The organism is Tessaracoccus sp. OH4464_COT-324 (assembly GCF_003932855.1).
Classification (GTDB): Bacteria; Actinomycetota; Actinomycetes; order Propionibacteriales; family Propionibacteriaceae; genus Arachnia.
In genome coordinates, this window is the sequence record NZ_RQYZ01000002.1 from 54619 (window position 1) to 74271 (window position 19653).

A 19653-nucleotide genomic window follows, 5' to 3' on the forward strand; every position below is an offset into this window, starting at 1 on the left:
GCCATGGTTGGCTCCTTCAACGACGATCTCCGGCTCGCTCACGTCCTGGCGAATGACGCCGACTCCCTTGCCATGAGCCGGTTCAAGGCCCAAGATCTACAGGTCAGCTCAAAACCGGACCGCACGCCCGTCACGGAGACGGACACCGCCGTCGAGGAGTCCATCCGCCGCTCCCTCTCCAGAGTCAGGCCGCGCGATGGAATCCACGGGGAGGAGTTGGGCTCCGCGGGCGACGTGTCCCGCCGCTGGATCGTGGATCCCATAGATGGCACCGCAAACTACCTCCGCGGCGTCCCGGTCTGGGCGACCCTGATCGCGTTGGAGGCCGAGGGCGAGATCGTCGCTTCCGTGGTGAGTGCCCCCGCTCTGGGCAGACGTTGGTGGGCCAGCAAGGGCTCCGGCGCGTTCACCGGGAAGAGCATCTTGAACGCCAGCCAGATGCACGTCTCGAAGGTCTCCAGCATCTCCGATGCGTCAGTTTCCTACTCTTCCCTGGACGGCTGGGTCAACTCGCCTCGCGGACAGGGATTCGTCAACCTGCTGCGCGCCGCCTGGCGCACACGAGCCTACGGCGACTTCTGGAGCTACATGCTCGTGGCCGAAGGCGCGGTCGACATCGCAACCGAGCCAGATCTGGAGCTGTACGACATGGCGGCTCTGGACATCATCGTGCGAGAGGCCGGGGGCAGGTTCAGCAACCTGGATGGCGTTGACGGAGTGTCCGGTCGGGGCGCGCTCGCCACCAACCGGATACTCCACGACGAGGTGCTCAGCCACCTAAAGGTTTGAGCCTCACGGGAGCACCCGCACCCGGATCGTGCCGTCGAGGGAGCGCAGCTGTTCGAGCATGCCCTCCTCCGGCGCACCCTCCACATCCGTGATGGCGTAGCCGATCTGGCCCCGCGTGGCCAGCGACTGGGCGCCAATGTTCAGATCACTGTTGGCCAGAATGCGGTTCAGGCCCGCCATCACACCCGGAACGTTGTGGTGCAGATGCACGATCCGCCTGGCCTTGAACGAGCCTGTCGGGATGTCCGGCAGGTTCACCGACATCGATGTCGAGCCCAGCGCGTCGTAGTCAGCGAGCTTACCAGCGACGTAGCGGCCGATATCCTCCTGCGCCTCCAACGTGGAGCCGCCCACGTGCGGGGTCAGGATCACGTTGGGCATGTGCTGAAGCACCGAGCCGAAGTTGTCATCTCGTTTCTTGGGCTCGCTGGGGAACACGTCGATGGCTGCACCCGCCAGGTGTCCCGAGGCCAGCACGTCGTGCAATGCCTCATGATCGACGACATGGCCCCGGCATAGGTTGATGAAGTGCGACTTCGGGCGCATCGCGGCGAACTCGTTCGCCCCGAAGAAGCCTGCGTTCTCGGCGCGGCCATCCACGTGCAGGCTCACGATGTCGGACTCCCCCAGCAGCTCGACGAGCGTGTCGCAACGCCGCGCGTTGCCCAGCGGTAGGCGGTCGGCAATGTCGAAGAACAGTACCCGCATGCCGAGCGCTTCGGCGAGCACGGACAGCTGGGAACCGATATTGCCGTAGCCGATGATGCCGAGCGTGCGACCGCGGACCTCGTGCGATCCGACCGCAGACTTGTCCCAGAGCCCGGCGTGCATGTTGCAGTTCTTCTCGGTGAGGCCCCGTGACAGGGAGATCACCTCCGCGATGGCCAGCTCGACGACGGAGCGGGTGTTCGAGTAGGGCGCGTTGAAGACAGCGACCCCATTGCGTGAGGCGGCTGCCAGATCAATCTGGTTGGTTCCGATGCAGAAGGCCCCGATCGCACGCAGCTCGGGCGAGGAGTCGAGCACCTCGGCCGGGACATCCGTCGTGGAGCGAATACCCAGATAGTTGACCCCCGACAGGGCTTCCGTCAACTCTTCCGGGGACAACGCGGTGGCGCGAGTCTCTACTTCGAAGCCCCGCGCGGACAATACGCGCTCAGCCTCGGAATGGATGTTTTCGAGTAGCAGTGCCTTCACACTGGCGAATGGTAGTCGCGTTCGACGCGGCACGGCCAAAACTGTCCGTCAGAGGGATACGGCGGCCGCCAACAGCTGCTTGGTATAGGGATGCTGCGGGCTCTCGAACACTTCGGCAAGTGGGGCATCCTCCACGATTTCGCCGCGATTCAGCACCACGACGCGTGTACAAATTTGTCTAACGATCGTCAGGTCATGGCTGATCATCGCGAGGGCCACCTGACGGGCTGAAACCACGTCGCGAAGCACTCGAAGCACCTGAGCACGCACGAGCACATCCAGTGCGGACACCGGCTCGTCGGCCACGACCAGTTCGGGGCCAGCGATCAGCCCACGCGCTATCGCAACCCGCTGCCGCTGCCCTCCGGAGAGCTGATGCGGGAATCGGCGGGCGAGCGTTGGGTCAAGCCCAACCGCTCCGAGCGCCTCCGCCACGGCGCCCGCCGGAACGGTGCCGTGCAGCGGCTCCGCGACAATGCTGCCCACGCGCATTCGGGGGTTCAGGGAAGAGTTGGGATCCTGGTAGATCAGCGAGGCGCTGCGCCTGAGTTCCGCGAGGCTCTCCCCCAGCGGGCGGCCTTTCCAGAATACTTGGCCCGCCGTAGGCTGCACGAGTCCCAGCATCAGTCTAGCCAGCGTGGTCTTGCCGGATCCGGAGCCACCGATGACCCCGACCCGTTCCCCGGGAGAGATGCTCAAGTTCACCCCGGACAACGCCACGACGCTCCGTCCCCGGCTGCGGTAGGTCACCGCACCCTCGACAACCTCGATCAGGCTCACAGTTCCCCCTTCGCCGCTGTGACCAGCGCCCGCGTGTAGTCATGCCGCGGCTGGTTGATCAGCTGGTCCACCAGGCCCTCCTCCACGATCCGCCCCGACTGCATCACGATCGCTCGCGGACACACCTGCCGCACCACCGCCAGGTCGTGCGTGATGAACAGCGCAGATCGCCCCACAAGCACCTCGTCGAGAAGGTCGAGGATCTGCCGCTGCACAAGAACATCGAGCGCGGTCGTCGGCTCATCGCAGATCACTAGATCCGGCTGGTTGACGATGGCCATGGCGATCAGCGCACGCTGGCGCTGCCCGCCGGAGAGTTCATGCGGGAAGGAGTCAGCCACTCGTCTCGGATCGGAGATACCAACCCGCTCCAGCTCCGCCTCCACGCTCCGGCGTTTGCCGGTGCGCCGCGAGTGCAGGCCAATGGTTTCCGCGATCTGCCGGCCGACGGGCATCGTCGGGTCGAGGGCGGTCATGGGTTCTTGGAAGACCATGGAGAACCTGTTGCCGCGCAGCTTCCGCCAATGCTTCTCGCGCATCCCGACGAGTTCCTGGCCGTCCAAGCGAATGCTTCCCGAGATTCGGGCGGTCTCGGATAACAGCCCGGCCACGGCCAGCGCCGTCACCGATTTCCCCGACCCGGAGGCGCCGATGATGCCCAGGCGCTCGCCATCGCCCACAGCGAAGCTCACATCATCAACGACGGTGGTGTCCGCAAACTTGATCGTCAGGTTCTGCACCACGAGGCTCATGCGCGCTCCCTCAACCGCGGGTCCAGGACGTCGCGCAGCCCGTCGCCCAGCAGGTTGAACCCCATGGTGGCCAGCGCAACCGCAAACCCCGGCCAGAGGGCGAGCAGCGGGGTCGAGAATATGTGGTCCTGGGCTTCGCGCAGCATCCTGCCCCACGTGGGCTCGTCTGGGCCGCTGCCCAGGCCGAGGTAAGACAGTCCGGCTTCGGCAAGAATGGCGAGCCCGAAACTGACCGAGGCCTGCACAAGCACTACCGGCCAGATGTTGGGCAGCACGTGCCGCCAAGCGATGGTCAGCCGGTTGATTCCCATCAACTCCGCGGCCTCAACGAAAGGCTGATTCAGCACTTCGAGGCTCGCAGCCCGGGCCACCCGCACGAAAGCGGGAATGGAGGCGATGCCGATGGCCAGCACCGCGGTCCACGTCGAGCCCCCCAGCGCAGCAGCGAACAAGATCGCCAGCAGCAGCGCCGGAAAGCCGTACAGAATGTCGCTCAGCCGCGCTGGGATCTCCCCCAGCCAGCGGGGCAACATGGCCGTGGCCAAGCCAACCGGCACCCCGATGATCGCAGCGCCAAGCACGCTGAGTACCCCCACCAGCACCACCAGCTTCGCGCCTGCCATGAGTCTGGACAGGACATCGGTGCCGAACGCATCGGTACCCAGCACGTGCGGCCAGCCTGGCCCGGCGAGCCGCACAGGGCCATTGCCCGTCGGGCTGAACGGAGTCCACAGCAGGCCGACGATGGCCACCACCAGAACCAGGCCGACAAGGAGAGCGCCGGCGAGCAGCGAAGGGCGTCTCATTTCGTAACCTTCTTCAATCGAGGGTCCAGGAAACGGTAGGCGACGTCGACGAGGAAGTTGACCACCAACACTGCCCAGACCAGCAACAAAACAATGCCCTGCACGACCGACAGGTCACGCTGCGTGACAGCCAAGAGCAGGCGGGAGCCCAGCCCGGGCAGCGCGAAGACCTGCTCGATGATGATCGCGCCAACCAACAGCGTGGCCACCTGCAGACCCAGAACCGTGATGAGCGATATGGAGATGTTGCGCAGCCCGTGCCGCCATAGCGCGCCTACTCGGCTCCAACCCACCGCGCGCGCGGTGCGGAAGTAGTCGGTATGCATGACATCTATCACCGCGCTGCGCACATACCGGCTGAGGACGCTGGCCTGCACTATTGCCAGCGAGGCGACGGGCAGAACCATGTGCCGTGCCCATTGCGCCAGCGATTCCTGGTACGGTACGTATCCTCCGGCGGGCAGCCAGCCCAGTTGAACCGAGAACAACACGACCAGCCAGATGCCGGCCCAGAAAGCGGGTACAGCGAGACCCACCTGGGACAGCGCGGAAACCGCCAGACCGTCCAGGTGGCGACGGCGCAGCGCCGCGAAAGCGCCGACAGGCAGGGCCACGAGGAGCGAGCCGAGCGTAGCCAGCGCCGCGAGCCAGACCGAGACCTCCAACCTGGGCAGGATCAGGCCGGTAACCGATCTACCGGAGATGTAGGACTTGCCGAAGTCCCCGCTGAGGGCTCCCCCAAGCCATTCGAAATAGCGAACGAGAAAGGGACGGTTCAACCCTAACTTCTCCCTGAGCGCGGCCACTTCCTGCGGAGTGGCGTTGTGTCCCAGGAGGACATTGGCGATATCGCCCGGCAGGGCATTGGTGGCCCAGAAGATCAGCAGGGAGGCCAGCAGCAGGCTGCCGACGAGCCATGCCAGGCGATATGCCAGCCGTTTCATCTCACCTGGCAGATGCGATCTTCGTCACGTCGAAGGCGAGCGAGGTCTGGTCCTTGGTGACGCCCACGATGTCGGACTGAGTGATGATGATATTGGGCAGCAGGAACAGCCAGTTGCTGGCCGCATCCTCGGTGAGCACCCGGGCCGCTGCACGCTGCTTCGTGACGAACTCCTCTGCGCTGCCCGCGTCGGCGGACTTCACGAGCTCATCGAACTCCGGCTTGACATAGCCCATATAGTTCTCGGCGCGCGAGTACATCTTGAGGTCATAGGGCTCGACGTGGGCGACGATTGTCATGTCGTAGTCGTGTTGGCTGTAAACGAGGTCCAGCCAACGACTGAACTCCAGTTCCTCGATCTCCACCTTGACACCAACCTCGCTCAGCTGCGACTGGATCGAGCGCGCCGCGGGCGGCGCATAGGGCAGGGTGGGCACCCGCAGACGGAGCGTAAGCCCTGATTCGTAGCCCGCGGCGGCGAGCAACTCCCGCGCCTTCGTCGGGTCGTGCGGGTAGACCCCGTTGAGATCCTCGTACCACGGAGCATTCGGCGGCACCATAGAGCCGATCAACTCGCCTTTGCCGGCCCACGCGCTCTCCATCACGAGCTTCCGATCAACAGCGAAGTTGAGCGCCTGACGGACCTCGCGCTTGGCGAGTGCCTCGTTCCGGTGGTTGTAGCTGAGCAGCACTTCGCCGTCGGTGACGCCCTCCAGCACCGTGTACTTGGAGCCGTCGGAGAACTGGCCGACGGCCTGCGGCACGGTCAGGTTGGAGATGATGTCCAACTGACCGGAGAGCATCGCCGTGTTCATTGCGTTCGGGTCGGCGTAGTAGCGGAAGTTCACTTCTTGAAAGTGCGGATTGGTGCCCCAGTAGTTGGGGTTGAGCTTCAGGCGAACGTATTCGCCGGGCTCCCACGCGTCGAACAGATATGGACCCGACCCGGCCGGCTTCTCGTTGAGGGAGTCCTTGTCCACGGCCGGGTTGACGATGATGCCGCCCGCGTCGGCGAGCGTCAGCAGAAACTGGTTCGACGGCTGCTTCAGTTGAAGCTCGACGGTGTAGTCGCCCTTCGCTCGGACGGCTTTGAGCGGCGCGAAGTTGCCGAGCACCTGCTTCTTGGCGTCTCCGTCGAGGATGCGCTGGAAACTGTGCACTACGGCCTGCGCGTTGACCGGGGTGCCGTCGGAGAACTTCGCCGCGCTGTCTAGGTTGAAGGTGTAGGTGAGCCGATCGTCGGAGATCTGCCAATCGGTGGCGAGCAGCGGTTTCGGAGTACGGTGCTCGTCCAGGCGAACCAGGGTTTCGTAGACGTTGAACAGCAGAACGAACGGGGTTCCCGCCCCATCCACCGCAATCATGTCCAGGCCCGCGGGCTCCGCAGTGGCGCCGATCTGCAGGACCTTGTTCTCCTGAACCGCACCCCCCTCACTTGTACCCGCCGACGAGCAGGACACCGCCAGCAGTGCGCTGACCGCCACGGCGGCAGCTTGAATGACGCGTTTGAACCGCATAGTTACCTCTCCTCAACCAATGCGTGGTCGTCGGCCCAGACTACTCTGCATCCGGCACCACCACCGAACCGTGAGCCAGGCGGACTCCCCCATCACGACAAATGGTAGGACCAGTATGCCTCATGTTCCGACCCGCCGACGTCGCGCGGATTCAAGCCTAGCCGCGGTCCTGCGGACGACACGAGCACGAAACTCACCCAACTCGTGCGGTCCGGGAGGAGCTGTTGCTAAAGATTGGGGAGTTCTCGGACCTCGGGAAATCGTCTGAAACAGACGACGGAGTCCCTCGGCATCTGCTTCATCTCCCGCATACACCGCCAGTATTCCTCGGTCTCAGCGCAGTCGCTCCACCACTGGGCGGACTGTGTTCCTGGTCTCAGCCAAGGGGTTTTACCACTTCCGTCGGGGAGTTCCACCTCTTCGGAAACGTCGTGATTGGCGGTTTTGCTCAGGTCGAGTCTTTCTGCCTCGGGCTGATCGGGGGCGTCTCTGTAGGGGATCAACTCGGCGCTCTCATTCTTATAGGCGATATAGGTGGGTTCGAGCACCACGAGGCCGAAACAGTCGAGCGCAGTTCTGAGCGGATACTTGATGAGCCTCGGGAGCTTGTCCTCCTTGTTGTCGTAGCAGAGGCAGTTGGAAAGCGCCTGGGTGGCCGAGCGGATCGGCGTCGCGGAGATATGGGCCGGCCATGAGCTGAGATCCAAACATTCTCTGGATCCGACATCGCCCTTCGAGGAGGCCGAAGCCACTTCGTATGTGTGGACCGCCACGCCGGTCGCCTCCCGGAGCGTGACGGCGATTTGACGGTCGAAAACCTCAAATACGCACCCGCGGATCGAGTCGGCGAGGTACAGCGCCCCATAGTTTTTCTTCTCGCTTGGGTCGTTTCCCTCCTCAGGCGATTCCCCGGGGTCGAATCTGCCGGGCGGGAACTCGGGCTCACCCGCGAGGGCGCGCTCCGTTAGTGTGCTTCTCCTGAAGTCCGGCAACTTACGCAGCTTCCACTCGAAGGGCACAGAGGAGGCCCACCAGTTCGGTTTACCGTAGCGCGCGTCCGTCACTCTGTAGAGTTTCCGCCCGGCCTCGGGACCCTCTTTCCTGTCCCCGTCGGCGACGTTGGACGCCTGCTCGATGTCGAACAGCTTCTTCTTTGCCTGCATCATGCGCCCTGGCGTTGCGTCGTTGGATCGGCGCATCAGGGCACGCCCGTCCGCGAACCAGTTGTCCATCCAGAGCCCCTTCTGTCCGAGGCACTCGGTGAAGACCAGTTCTCGCTGACCGAAGGAGCCCAGCGTGTTGAAATCCCCGATCGCCACGCCGTTAACCACCCACTCGCCCATCTGCGCCAGCATGAACCTGAACCACAGCGCGGCCCGCCAGCCAGAAACCTGCCGCGACGAGCCAGCCATCGCGTTGGCGATATCCGCCCGCAAAAATGGGTACTCCGGATCCGTCAGGCGTACGTTGGCTTCCTTGCTCGCGTCCGCGTCCACCACCTTGCCTTCACGCGATACCCAAACTCCGCCTCTCAAGCAGAAGTCGACGAACTGGAAACTGGGATAGCGTTTGACCCCCTGCCAATCCTCTACCTCGATGAGCTTGCCGCTTTCGGCAAGGTTTCTCAGGGCTGAGTGATCGAAGGGAAACCAGCCGCCGTTGGAGCTGAACTCCCATCCCCGCTGAACGACCTGCTCTGCGGTCAGCAGAACATCGTTCTGCTCGAAAGGACTGAACTCCAGCGACGGCCTCGCTTCTTTAGGATTCGATGGCGATTCATCCCCTCCGGGCTTCGCAGTTCTCCTCTCTTTGTCGGGGAGCAGCTCGTTGAGGCGACTCGAAATTTCTCGTTCCAACCCACTCATCAGCTTGCCGAGTCGCTCCTTGTGGGAGAGGTAGGGCGTGTCCCAAGACAATTCGAGCGACATCACCATGAAAGCGCGGGTCAGCGAGTGCCAGACGTCGCCCAGCAGGTCCAGGTAGGTCACCTCGAGGGCGAGAACGGACTGGCTGCTGTCCACTATGACATCGTGGTCGAAGGGCAGCTGCTCTGGGGGCCAAACCAGCTGTCGGAGCCAGTCATCCCAGACATCGCTGGTCATGCTCTTAGGGTTTGGCTGGTTTTCTTCTCCGTTCAGGCTGAGAATACGGATTTCCCCCTCCGGCGAAGCCACATCCGCGGCGAAATGGGCGCGCGAGTTCTCTTCGTAGCGCGAGGTTTGGAGCAGCGGGGAAACGAACGCCAGTAGCGTGTCGAGGGCCAGGACCGCTCTCTTCAGCCGGCGGAAGGCGCCGAAGTTCCAGGGGAAGCCCCTGTCGGACAGCCAGTCGTGCAGCTGCTCCCACCTGTCAGACAGGTCGTCGAGATCTTTCTTGCTTTTGCCGAAGAGCGGATCCTTCTTGTTGAAGTACCGGAGCAGGTCTTCGACGTATTCGACTCCCTGTGGCTCCTTGCCCCAGGAAAGGACCGGGCAGGGAAGTCGAAAGTAGGTTTCTCGCAAGGCTTCGACCGCGCCTGCCAACGCCTGTCGGGCGGCCTCCGCCTCTGCTCCGCCTCTGGGAGCGTCTGCGGCTGTCGGCGCCAGCGCGGCCAGATAATCCCTCAGGGCGGTCAACACCAGGAGCATGCCGCTCAGGGTGTCCTGGGGAGAGGCGTATTCAGGCAAGTCCGAGCCTTTCTTCCTCTTGAATCTTTTGGATTTTTTGGATCTTTTCCCGGCATTGCTCGCCGGAGCTTTCCTCAGCCAGGGCGACAAGTCCTTCGGGTACAGATCCGGCTCCGTTGCAGTCGCCGCGGACTCCTTGCCCGGGCGGTCGGACACGGGCTGCCCCCGGTCTCCCCCTATGCGCCAGCTGTACTGGGAGGTGCTGAGCCGGCCGCCCGTCAGCGTCGCGCTGCGGACAACCGCTGTGATCTCCCCCGCTCGGTAGCACCGCTCTATCCTGCCCTTAGGCCCCCTACGAGGGCTCTTCCCCGCACCATCAGCCTTGTCGTCGCCCACGGTGGTCCCGTGCAACCTATCCAACACTTTCCCGCGAAACACCGCTTGTTGGTCCGGCACGATCTTGCCCCAGTCGGTGAGGATGTCTAGGGCCAGGCTGACCACAAACGGCGTCAACTGTTTGAGGTCAAGCTGCAGTGCCTTGTCTCGGCCCGACTTCGCGTCCTTCTTCGCTTTAGCTTTCACCGCCTTGACTACCGCACGGAAGCTCTGCCGGAGCCAGTCCTTGGTCTGTGCCTTGTCTTTCGCCCAAAGGGACCGTTCGGCTTTCCTGAATCTGGTGTTCTTGCTCACGATTTCGTCAATGAACTGAGTCAGATCGTCGCCCAGGATGAAGCTGGAGCCGGCTCTCTTCGTAGCCCTGCCCCTAGGCTCTTTTTTGCGGCGGCTGACGCGCTTGAAGGCTTGGGACACCAACTCAGCGGATTCGTTGGAGAGTTTCAGCAACTCCTCGAACAGTGGTCGGCCCAGTACGAGCCTCGCGAACTCTTCATCGATCAGCTTTTGCTGGCTGCCTGTCTTCCCCGGGCCGCCTGGATTCGCTTGGCTATCTTGCGTGTCCTCCTCCTGAGCGTCCCTGATGAAGTGCTCGATCACCACGGTCAGCAGTTGCCAGGACAGCGCGTACTCAAAGAAACCGAACAGCTGGCCCAGCTGATGTGGCGGCGGAGAGTTCTTCGGCTCTCTATTCAGCAAGTTGTGGCGCTGGCCCAGCTTCGTGAGCTTTTTCATCGCCATCGGCCGACACAGCGGCTTCACCATGGCCCGCAGCCGGTATTTTCCGTTACTTGCGCTGGGCACCTCGACGAACAGCCTCAGCTTTATCACGAAACAATGCTCTGCCGCCTTGGAGACGATCGGGTTGTCCGGCAATAGGCTGAGCAGGTCGATCGTGTAGCACCGGAGTCCCTCGTCGATCCCGACGCTCGACGACACCTCGTAGATTCCAGCCCGGCTTAGCTTGCCCATCAGGCGATCAAAGGCCGTTTGGCTGAGTTCGATAGTTGTCGTGATCGGAAAATCCGTGAAGTACGGGATGAGCGCTCTGGAGAAGGCCCGAGCATAGGCTCGGATGATCCCGGCGCCGTCCGCTCCCCCGATTGCGGAGAACTGTCGGGCGTCGGCGGCGTTATGCTTGAGGTGTATAAGCGCGTGAGCGCGCACGTCAACGCCCGCCAGGGCTCTGAAGTTCTCGGAGCGACGCTGCAGTTGTTCCCCTCTGCGGGAGAGATCGTCAATCAAATAGACTGTGCGTTGCGGTGTCTCCTCCACTCGTGTGGTGGCCTTCTTTTTTCTCCCGGGCGAGGCACCTGTCTGCCCGCCGCTTTTACCCTTCCTGAAGAAGGTCATGTTCGGTTCGAGGAAGATGAATCGGTCGCTCACCACCTCGAATCCCCTGGAAAAGTCCAGGCCGCGCCCCCGAAGTATTTCGTAGAGGCAAGCCATCTTTCGGGCCGTCAGCACGGCGATTGGCTTATCCTCTGCCGCCACGGAGACGTTCTTCTCCTCCCCGTAGATCTCGCGCCACAGGGCGTCCATCCCCTCGATTATCCGCAACGGAAAGTAGTCCGAGGGGAAGGGCAGCGCCTTCAAACACTCGGACATCACCTCGGCAGACTCCGCCTCATTCATGTCCAGCAGCGGAGCCGCCCCAAGTCGGACTTTGTGACCCCACTCCCGAAGCTGGTGATGCTCAGTGATCCGCCGGCATCCGACAAGCTCGGGCCCAGCGGGATGATGTGCCTCGTTGCCCATTCTTTCCTCCTAATAATGCAGCTTAATTGCCGATCTACTGAGGCCGGAAGATAGGCACATGAATCAATCATTCTGCCTGAGCATTTCTTTGGCTACGTAGGCTCGTGACTAGCCGAACTCACAGCTGTTCATCACACCTGCCTGAGCTTCGCCAAATCCCATACCTTCACTCTTGGCTGAGCGCCTACCACGAGTACCCAAGTATGGCGGGATCAGATATCAGATGAGCAGTTGAAGAAGCTCGAAGCCACCCGCAGATCTTGAAGTCTGACCGGGCCGAGAACCGTCGAACGAGTGGCCGGCTTGGAAACCAAGGCCTCAACCGCTACGACGAAACACCGGGGGAAGCCCCAGCCCCAGGCGCACTCCATCAACAACCAGAGAACCTGGCAGATCAGCGCCCACAGCTTTCTTGACAAGACGCAACTCGGGGCGCCCCTTGGGGGCGCCCCGAGTGTTTCTCGTAGCGGGGACAGGATTTGAACCTGTGACCTCTGGGTTATGAGCCCAGCGAGCTACCGAGCTGCTCCACCCCGCGGTGCCCAACCAACGATACCCCATCGTCGAGCAAAGTCAAAATCACGCGTAAACCCTCCCAAGCTGCCCGCCCGACGGGAGATAGGCGCCTTGTCCGAGATACCCGCGTGAGACCAACGCAACAGATCGAAGGAGCTACCCACAAACCCGCGAGCCGAGACTCGCCGAGTTCACCCCAACAACACAGACCGGGCCACCAACGGATGCCTTGGCATGACGCAACAAGAATAAGCTCTACCGAGGGCGCCGCTCTTCGCTAGGCTCGTGCCCATGCACGCTTTCCCTCTGTCCTTGGCGAAGCTCGGCAACGGTTTGCGGGTAGCAGTCTCCGAGGCACCCACGCCGGGGGTTGCCGTGAACATCTGGTATGAGGTGGGCTCGGTCGACGAATCCCTGGAACGTACCGGATTCGCCCACTTGTTCGAGCACCTGATGTTCCAGGGATCGGCCAACGTCGCTCCCGGAGAACACATGGCCCTCATCGAGACCGTCGGCGGCACCGTCAACGCCACCACCTCCGCAGACCGCACGAACTACTTCGAAACCGTACCCCGCGGCGCACTGGAGTTGGCATTGTGGTTGGAGGCGGAGCGTCTGGGCAGCCTTGACATCTCCCACGACAACTTCCTGGCGCAGCGCGAGGTCGTCAAGGAAGAGAAGCGTGAACGCTACGACAATCAACCCTACGGCGACCTGCTTCAACTGATCATCGAGCAGCACTTCCCCGCCGACCACCCCTACGGACACCTGACCATCGGCTCGATGGCGCACCTGGACGCCGCCACCCTCGACGACGTGAGCGGATTCTTCGCTCAGTGGTACCGACCGGCCAACGCTCGCCTGGTGCTCTGCGGCCCGCTCACCGCCGACGAGGGCTTCGAGCTCGCCGAGCGCTACTTCGGCCAGATTCCTGCCCTCCCCAAGCCCGAGCGCGTCTTCCGCGAGGTTGCGCCGCTCGCCCCGTCGTCGCGAACCGTGGTGCGGGACGTGCCCTACTCCGTCAGCTACCTCACCTGGCAGACCTCGCCCGCCTCCGCCGACGACCAGCCGGCGCTGGACCTGGCGCTCAGCATCCTCGCGGACGGCCACGCCTCCCGCCTGCACCGCAACCTCGTCAAGGACGGCCGCCGCGCCCAAGAAGCACACGCCACCTCGCTCACCAACCGCCTGGCCCCATCCATCGCGATGCTCATGGCCCGACCCGCCGACGGCGCCGACCCCGCCAGCACCGCAGAGGCTGTCCGCGAGGAGGTGGCCCGCTTCATCGCCGACGGCCCCACCGAGGAAGAGCTGGAACGCGCCGTCGCGCAGTACGAACGTTCCTGGCTGTGGCAGCTCGCCACCGCTGAAGAACGCGCGGACCTCTTCAACGAATCCTGGCTCCTGCTGGGGGACCCAAACCGGGTGAACACCCACCTCGACGAGGTACTCGCACTGACCCCAGACGATGTGGCCGCCGCCGCGCGACGATGGCTCCGGCCCGAGGACGCCCACCAGCTGCTCTACCTCGCGGAGGAAGACCGATGAGACCAGCCGTTGAACTGACCCACGCGCCCTGGCGCTTCCCTTCCCCCGACGTGCACCGGCTGGCAAACGGCATGACCGTATGGCACTACCCGATGCCGGACCAGCACGTCGCGGCCTTCGAACTGCTCCAGCCCATCAGGCTCGCGCAAGAGCCCAGGGACAAGGAGGGGGTCGCGACGATCGCGCTGCACACCCTCGATGAAGCCACCCAAACCCACGACGATGTGCAAGAACTGCTCGACCGGCACGGGGCCGCCCTACACGCGACCGCCCACCTCTACTCGACGCGGTTCGGCGGGCTGGTGCCCGCGCGTCGGTTCAACGAGTTCCTGCCGCTGCTGGTGGAGGTCATGCGCGAGCCGAGCTACCACGACGCAGACCTCGCAATCCACGTCGAGGCCCAGCAAGCCGCCTACCGAACCCGCAAGAGCTCACCCGGTGGGGCCGCCAAGTGGGCCTTCCGAATCGGCCTGTACGGCACTGAACAACGCCACGGCAGGCCTGTTTCCGGCGACCTGCAAACCCTGGACGCCATCACCCGGGACGACGTCACAGCCTGGCATGCGGCCCAATTCGCGCCCAACGACGCCACTCTCATAGTGGCCGGAGACCTCGACAGCTTGGATCTGCAGACGCTCTCAGCCTGGACGGCGCGGGCCCAGCGCCACGAGGCCGACGCGCCCAGACCCGAGCCTCCGCGCTTCCTGCTGGTGGACGTCCCCGGCGCAGTCCAGGCGACGATCCACGTCGGCTGCCGAAGCATCGCCCGCACCGACCCACGCTGGCCTGCCGCCCGGCTGGCTGGACACGTGCTCGCCGGCGGCTTCGCCTCGCGACTCAACCTCGAACTGCGTGAGCGGTTGGGCTATACCTACGGTCTATCCGGCGGCTTCTCCCCCGACCTGAATGGCAGCATCATGCAACTCAGCACGAACGTTCGTACCGAGGTGGCTCGCGAAACCGTCAGACGGATTCTCGACGCCCTCCTCCTCGCCCACCCGGTTACCGCACCGGAGCTGGAGGACGCCAAGGCCTACCGCATCGGCATCGCCCCGCTCGCCAACGAAACCTCAGCTGACATCGCCGCCCAGGCTGCCGCCCTCGCCGAGTGCGGACTCACCACGGAGTTCGTCAACCAACACACCGACGCGCTGCGCTTAGTCACGCCTGACGAGGCCACCGTCGCGTGGCGGGAACTCATCAGGCCGGAGAACCTGACCATCGCCATCGCCGGAAACGCCCAGGCCCTGGAACACCAGCTCCAGGATCTGGGCGCAGAGGTGCTCGATCTGCCCTAGGACCCGTCGCAAGAATCAAGCTTGACCACGGCGAACCGGAACAGATGAAAGGCTCCTCCGCCCTCCTGACCTTGCCTCGCGTGTCCAGCGCGCGAGGCTGCCGCGGGCCGACGGACCGGAGGAGCCTTTCCGGAATACATCCGAGGCGCTCCCTAGCCGTCCATCGCGGTGACGGCCTGCTCGATCTTCGCCTTCGCAGACCTGATGTGCTGCTGGTACGCGGCCAGATCACCCTCACGTAGGCTCTTGTCGGCCTGCTCGAACAGCGACTGGGCGTCGTTCAGCAAGGCACGCACCTCCGGATCGCTCGACCCGCCGGGTACGGGCGGAACCTGCCCGCTGCCCGTGCCTGTACTTCCCGGAACGGGATCGGCGGGGCTCGGGTTATCGCTTGAAGACGGGGTCTCGGGCGGAGTGGGGCTGACGACGCCGGGGTCCGCGGGATCTGCAGGCTCGCTGGGCGCCGGAACTGGCTGCACGCCACCAGCCTGCTCGGCGGGCGGGCGCTCCCCCGTCTTGGCACCCGCATCGCCCTTGAAAACCGCGTCCAGTGCGGCCTGCAGCGTATCCCCGATACCCACGTTCTCGCCGAAGCGCACCACCACGAACCTGAGCGCCGGGTAACCACCCGACGTCGACTTCGTAACGGTGTAGATCGGCTGAACATAAAGCAAACCGCCCCCGAGCGGCAGCGTCAGCAGGTTGCCGAACACCGCCTCCGTGTCCGATCCCTCCCGGTTGAAGGGCAGCAGCCGCTCGGCGACGCTCTCGTCGGTGCGGATCGCGTTGTAGGCCTGGCCCGGGCCGGGGATCTGCTGCTTGTCTGACAACTTCAGCACGCGCAGCCTGCCGTAGTCCGGGCTTGTCGCGTCGGCATTGGCCGACATGTAGACGGACAGGTTCTCCCGCTCCCTGGGCACGAAGATCGACGTGTTGGCGTAGTGCGGCTTCTCATCCCCAGGCCAGCGAATCGTCAGGAAATACGGGGGCTCCTTCTGCTTGTTCTGGCCGCCGCGCACCGGGTCATTCGGCACCTCCCAGATGTCGGATTGCTGATACCAGGTATCGCTGCTCGTGGTGTGGTACCGGCCCAACACCTCACGCTGCACCTTAAACAAGTCCGCCGGGTAGCGCAGATGGCTAAGCAAGCTCGCCGGAATCTCTGCCTTCGGGGTGATCGTGCCCGGGAAGGCGTCGGACCAAGTCTTCAGGATCGGATCCTCCTCATCCCACGCGTAGAGCTTGACCGTGCCGTCGTAAGCGTCCACCACGGCCTTGACCGAATTGCGGATGTAGTTCACGCGGCTGCCGGGTTCGGTCAGCAGGTTGCCGCGGGTGCGCGAGTCGGATATCGCCTGGTTGTAGTCAATGGCTGCCGAGTTGGGGAACTGGTCCGTCGTCGTGAAGGCATCGATGATCCAGACCAGCTTCCCGTCCACGACGCTCGGGTAGGGATCCGAATCGAGCGTGAGCCAGGGGGCCACCTCTTGGACCCGTTCCAACGGGACCCGGTTGTGCAGGAGCTTCGATTCCTCGTTCACGCGGGAGCTCAGCAGCAGGTTGATGTCTCCGAACCGGATCGCGAAGGCCGCGCGCTTGAGGAGGTTGCCGATTGGCACACCGCCCTGCCCACGATAGGTGTAACGGGCCTCGGTACGGTCGTCGCCGCCGGTTGGCGTGTCCAACTCGACGGGTTCCGCTCCCTCTGGGGAACCCACCACCACCCAGTCTGCGCTGCGCTCGCCAAAGTAAATGCGCGCCTCGTGTTCATCCAGCAGGCCCTCCGTCGGGATGCCGCCGGAGAAGAAGACCGGCTCACCATTGCTCTGCCTCTGGTTGCCGTAAGCCGCCACCAAGCCGTAGCCGTGTGTGTAAACGGTGCGCTGATTGTTCCAGGTGACATCCGCGTTCGCTTTGGCGAAGTCGAGTTCGCGCATCGCGACGACCGCATCCGTCGGCTTGCCGTCAATGACGTACCGGTCGACGTCGAGCGTCGCCGCGAACCGGTAGTAGCCACGAACCTGTTGCAGTTGCTCGAATGTCCGACCGACGACAGCGGGATCGATCAGACGGATTGCGGGCAGCGCCTCCGCGTCGGCGCGCAGCTGCCCGGCAGCCACCTCCTGGGTGGCTTCGTAATCGGTGATCTCGACGCGGTCGATCCCAAAGGCCTTTCGGGTGGCGTCCAGATGTGCGCCGATGTATGGCCGCTCCTTGTCGGGCTCGTTCGGCTTTACCTCGAAGGACTGGACGATCCACGGATATGGCCCGGTGAGGAGTAGCGAGCTGACAAGCATGAGCGTCAACGCGACCCCCGGTAGCGACCACTTGGGCCGCCAAGCGTTATAGAAACAGACGAGGGCTACTACCACGACGATGCCCGTCAGCACCAGCTGGATGGGCATCCTAACAGTGTGGTCGGTGTACTTCACACCGGTGAAGAGGCCTCCCGAAGAGGTCAGCAGCTGGTACCGGCCGAGGAAAGTGTAACCGGCGAAGACGATGAGAGAGATGCCGAGCAGCACCGACATCTGGCGGTGCGCGCCGATGGTTTTCTTGGTGTTGCCTGCGTTGCTAAATGCCTTCACGGTGAAAGCCCCAGTGGTGAAGTGCACCACCAGCGCCCCAATCGTCGCAATCACGAGCGAGGCCAGGAAGAACCCCAGGACGAACCTCCACCAGGGGAGGTGGAAGACGTAGAACGAGGCGTCCAAGCCGTAGTAGGGATCGCGCTGCCCGAAGGACTTGGCATTCCACGCCGCAAGGAAGACAGGCGCCTGTCCCAGCGCGGAAAGGCCCCCAAACAGGGCGAAGAATGCCGCCAACCCGAGACCGAGAACCTTCGACTTGGCATCGAGGGCGTCCCTGCCCTTAATCAGGAAGGCCGTATCGAGGTTAGCTCGCCTGACCTTCGGACGCAGCCGGTAGGCAAGTGCCGTCGAAACATAGAACGCGACCCCCATCAGGGAGCCGAAAACCAGGAACAAGAGACCCTGCGTGACCAGAAGTGTGGAGAACACAACCGAGAAGTCCACCGATTGGAACCACCACAGATCCGTGAGGATCCGAGAGGAGATGATGGCGGCTACCGCCAGCACGGCAAATACCCCCAGCGAGATCTTCAGGGCCCTCAGCCGTGGGGGGCGAGCAGTCGTGGGGTCGCTCATGGTTCTCTCCTCAGAGTTTGGCCCAGAGCCTCGGGCAGGTTGGGAATGACGTCTTCGCCTCGCAGAAGTTCTTCCGGATGTGACTTGAGCCGGGCCAGGCAGTGGCGGCTACCGTCGCGCAGCACCCCAACCACAGCCCTGATCTCCTCGTGCTCGGGGTGCGATCGAACGAAATCGACCGCGGCGGCGTCGTCTTCGGGAACATCGGATTCATATTTCGCTGGCAAGAAGGTGCGCTCAAGGGTGATGGCCACGCCCTCAACCGTCTCCGGGAAGTAAATCTCGGCCAACTTGGCAGCCAGGTTGTCAGTAGCCTTGAACTCGTCCTGCTCCACCGCGCTGAGCGCATCCGGGGTGCCCTGCGCGAGCTGCCCAGTCAGATGGGGCTCCATTCGGATAAGTTCCGCGGTAGGCACCAGCGCAAACAACCTGGCGGGCTGGTCCCAACCCAACTCGGCCACGTGCTGCTCTATGTCAAGGAGCACCGCAACAAGCCTGTCACTCACAACTAGCAACCTCCGCTTGATTTCCTTCTTGTATGTATTGCAGTGCCGCAATGGCGTCGCGCAACGTGGACACCGGGACGAGACGCATCTTGGTCTGCACTCCATCGAGAGCCTGGCAGTTGTCCCACGGCAGGAAGAACAAGGTCGCACCCGCTTCCTCGGCTCCCTTGATCTTCTGCTGAATGCCGCCGATCGGCCGAACCTGACCCCGGGGGTCAATGACTCCAGTGCCAGCTACGGTCAGATCCGCCATCAGGGAGCCGGGGGTCACGTGGTCGTAGATGCCCAAGGCGAACACCAGGCCCGCGCTGGGACCAACTATGTCGGGACTCACTCCGTATGCAACCCGGGCCGCGTACTCGAAGCCCTCGGTCAGGCCGACCCCCACAACAGCCCGCTCCTGGTCCTGCGGCGAACGACCCGCGACCACGGTGACCCGCTCAAGTTCGCCGTCGCGCAGCACCTCAAACTCAACAGAAGCTCCCACGGCGACCGTTCTCAGGTGATTCGAGATCTCCTCTTCGCTGCTCACCGACTCGCCGTCGAGGCTCAGCACCAGATCGCCCGGCTGGAGAAGCCCGCCGGAGGGCCCGTTCAGGAGCACCTTCTCGATCATCGGCCGCTCGGTGACTGCGATGCCCGCCGCACGGAGCGCCGCAACGGTGGCGTTCTGTCTGGAGGAATCCATCGACGCCACGGCCTCCTGGGTGATCTCCTCATCGGATTTCCCGGGCGGATAGATCAAATCGCGCGGCATGGCATCCGAACCGTCCGCGAAATAGGCCTGCATCGCCTCCGGCAGGCTGATCCGGGACGATGACTTGGAGGTGGACACAACCGTCAGCAGCAGCCGCCCGGACACCGGGTGCGTCTCGACGCCGCTGACGCTGATCAGCGGCGTGTCGTCCTTGGTACCCAGCACGTCAACGGGTATGCCTGGCCGCCACGTGACGTAAGGCGCCGGCACGAAAACGAGCGCCGCCGCCAACAGCACGAACAACACGCTAGACGTTATAGCCACCGCGTTCCTGTTCACTGAGCGCTTCCCTTCAACCCGTTTCTCAGACACGATACCAA

General features: G+C 63.6%; 13 protein-coding genes and 1 tRNA gene. 3 read left to right on the forward strand and 11 right to left on the reverse strand.

The annotated features are described in order from the left end of the window. Nucleotides 1-3 precede the first annotated feature (3 nt). Complete coding sequence (locus EII42_RS02285) at nucleotides 4-789, forward strand: inositol monophosphatase family protein (RefSeq protein ID WP_125170496.1); 786 nt, start codon at nucleotides 4-6, stop codon at nucleotides 787-789. Between the two features lie 3 nt (nucleotides 790-792). On the opposite strand, the gene serA is transcribed toward EII42_RS02285, so the two are convergent. The 8 genes from serA to EII42_RS02325 form a co-directional block, all read right to left on the reverse strand. Continuing rightward, a complete protein-coding gene (gene serA, locus EII42_RS02290; RefSeq protein WP_125170497.1) occupies nucleotides 793-2019 on the reverse strand; it encodes a phosphoglycerate dehydrogenase in 1227 nt (408 codons plus the stop codon). Between the two features lie 15 nt (nucleotides 2020-2034). Then, nucleotides 2035-2766 (reverse strand): ABC transporter ATP-binding protein, encoded by a 732-nt coding sequence (locus EII42_RS02295; RefSeq protein WP_125170498.1) that lies wholly within the window; start codon nucleotides 2764-2766, stop codon nucleotides 2035-2037. Beyond that, entirely contained in the window at nucleotides 2763-3518 is a 756-nt protein-coding gene (locus EII42_RS02300) for an ABC transporter ATP-binding protein (RefSeq protein WP_125170499.1), read from the reverse strand. The genes EII42_RS02295 and EII42_RS02300 overlap by 4 nt, the downstream gene beginning before the upstream one ends. Beyond that, on the reverse strand, nucleotides 3515-4324 hold the full coding sequence (locus EII42_RS02305; protein WP_125170500.1) for an ABC transporter permease: 810 nt from the start codon (nucleotides 4322-4324) through the stop codon (nucleotides 3515-3517). The genes EII42_RS02300 and EII42_RS02305 overlap by 4 nt, the downstream gene beginning before the upstream one ends. Then, on the reverse strand, nucleotides 4321-5268 hold the full coding sequence (locus EII42_RS02310; protein ID WP_125170501.1) for an ABC transporter permease: 948 nt from the start codon (nucleotides 5266-5268) through the stop codon (nucleotides 4321-4323). The genes EII42_RS02305 and EII42_RS02310 overlap by 4 nt, the downstream gene beginning before the upstream one ends. A gap of 1 nt (nucleotide 5269) precedes the next feature. Beyond that, on the reverse strand, nucleotides 5270-6784 hold the full coding sequence (locus EII42_RS02315; RefSeq protein WP_125170502.1) for an ABC transporter substrate-binding protein: 1515 nt from the start codon (nucleotides 6782-6784) through the stop codon (nucleotides 5270-5272). 227 nt (nucleotides 6785-7011) lie between these two features. Next, entirely contained in the window at nucleotides 7012-11541 is a 4530-nt protein-coding gene (locus EII42_RS02320; protein ID WP_125170503.1) for a hypothetical protein, read from the reverse strand. 464 nt (nucleotides 11542-12005) lie between these two features. Then, nucleotides 12006-12079, reverse strand: a tRNA-Met gene (locus EII42_RS02325). A 269-nt stretch (nucleotides 12080-12348) separates the two neighbouring features. On the opposite strand from EII42_RS02325, the gene EII42_RS02330 reads away from it, so the two are divergent. Continuing rightward, on the forward strand, nucleotides 12349-13605 hold the full coding sequence (locus EII42_RS02330) for a pitrilysin family protein (protein ID WP_125170504.1): 1257 nt from the start codon (nucleotides 12349-12351) through the stop codon (nucleotides 13603-13605). Then, nucleotides 13602-14903 carry a pitrilysin family protein gene (locus EII42_RS02335; RefSeq protein ID WP_158676365.1) on the forward strand — a complete coding sequence of 434 codons (1302 nt, stop codon included), beginning with the start codon at nucleotides 13602-13604 and terminating at the stop codon, nucleotides 14901-14903. Before EII42_RS02330 ends, EII42_RS02335 begins: the two co-directional genes overlap by 4 nt. A gap of 152 nt (nucleotides 14904-15055) precedes the next feature. Here EII42_RS02335 and EII42_RS02340 read toward each other — a convergent pair whose 3' ends face one another. Genes EII42_RS02340 through EII42_RS02350 form a run of 3 tightly spaced genes read right to left on the reverse strand, consistent with a single transcriptional unit; the run spans nucleotide 15056 to nucleotide 19597 of the window. After that, nucleotides 15056-18070, reverse strand: a complete 3015-nt coding sequence (locus tag EII42_RS02340) for a UPF0182 family protein (protein WP_125170506.1) — start codon at nucleotides 18068-18070, stop codon at nucleotides 15056-15058. Further along, the gene (locus EII42_RS02345; protein WP_233558246.1) at nucleotides 18067-18576 is read right to left on the reverse strand and encodes a PPA1309 family protein; all 510 of its coding nucleotides are present in this window, start codon (nucleotides 18574-18576) and stop codon (nucleotides 18067-18069) included. The genes EII42_RS02340 and EII42_RS02345 overlap by 4 nt, the downstream gene beginning before the upstream one ends. After that, entirely contained in the window at nucleotides 18569-19597 is a 1029-nt protein-coding gene (locus EII42_RS02350) for a PDZ domain-containing protein (RefSeq protein WP_148098035.1), read from the reverse strand. Before EII42_RS02350 ends, EII42_RS02345 begins: the two co-directional genes overlap by 8 nt. Nucleotides 19598-19653 lie beyond the last annotated feature (56 nt).

Bases quoted from the DNA above. Each gene is read 5' to 3' on its own strand.
- EII42_RS02300 (WP_125170499.1), bottom strand. From the start codon at position 3,518: ATGAGCCTCGTGGTGCAGAACCTGACGATCAAGTTTGCGGACACCACC.
- EII42_RS02315 (WP_125170502.1), bottom strand. From the start codon at position 6,784: ATGCGGTTCAAACGCGTCATTCAAGCTGCCGCCGTGGCGGTCAGCGCA.
- EII42_RS02320 (WP_125170503.1), bottom strand. From the start codon at position 11,541: ATGGGCAACGAGGCACATCATCCCGCTGGGCCCGAGCTTGTCGGATGC.
- EII42_RS02340 (WP_125170506.1), bottom strand. From the start codon at position 18,070: ATGAGCGACCCCACGACTGCTCGCCCCCCACGGCTGAGGGCCCTGAAG.
- EII42_RS02330 (WP_125170504.1), top strand. From the start codon at position 12,349: ATGCACGCTTTCCCTCTGTCCTTGGCGAAGCTCGGCAACGGTTTGCGG.
- EII42_RS02285 (WP_125170496.1), top strand. From the start codon at position 4: ATGGTTGGCTCCTTCAACGACGATCTCCGGCTCGCTCACGTCCTGGCG.
- EII42_RS02310 (WP_125170501.1), bottom strand. From the start codon at position 5,268: ATGAAACGGCTGGCATATCGCCTGGCATGGCTCGTCGGCAGCCTGCTG.
- EII42_RS02305 (WP_125170500.1), bottom strand. From the start codon at position 4,324: ATGAGACGCCCTTCGCTGCTCGCCGGCGCTCTCCTTGTCGGCCTGGTT.
- EII42_RS02335 (WP_158676365.1), top strand. From the start codon at position 13,602: ATGAGACCAGCCGTTGAACTGACCCACGCGCCCTGGCGCTTCCCTTCC.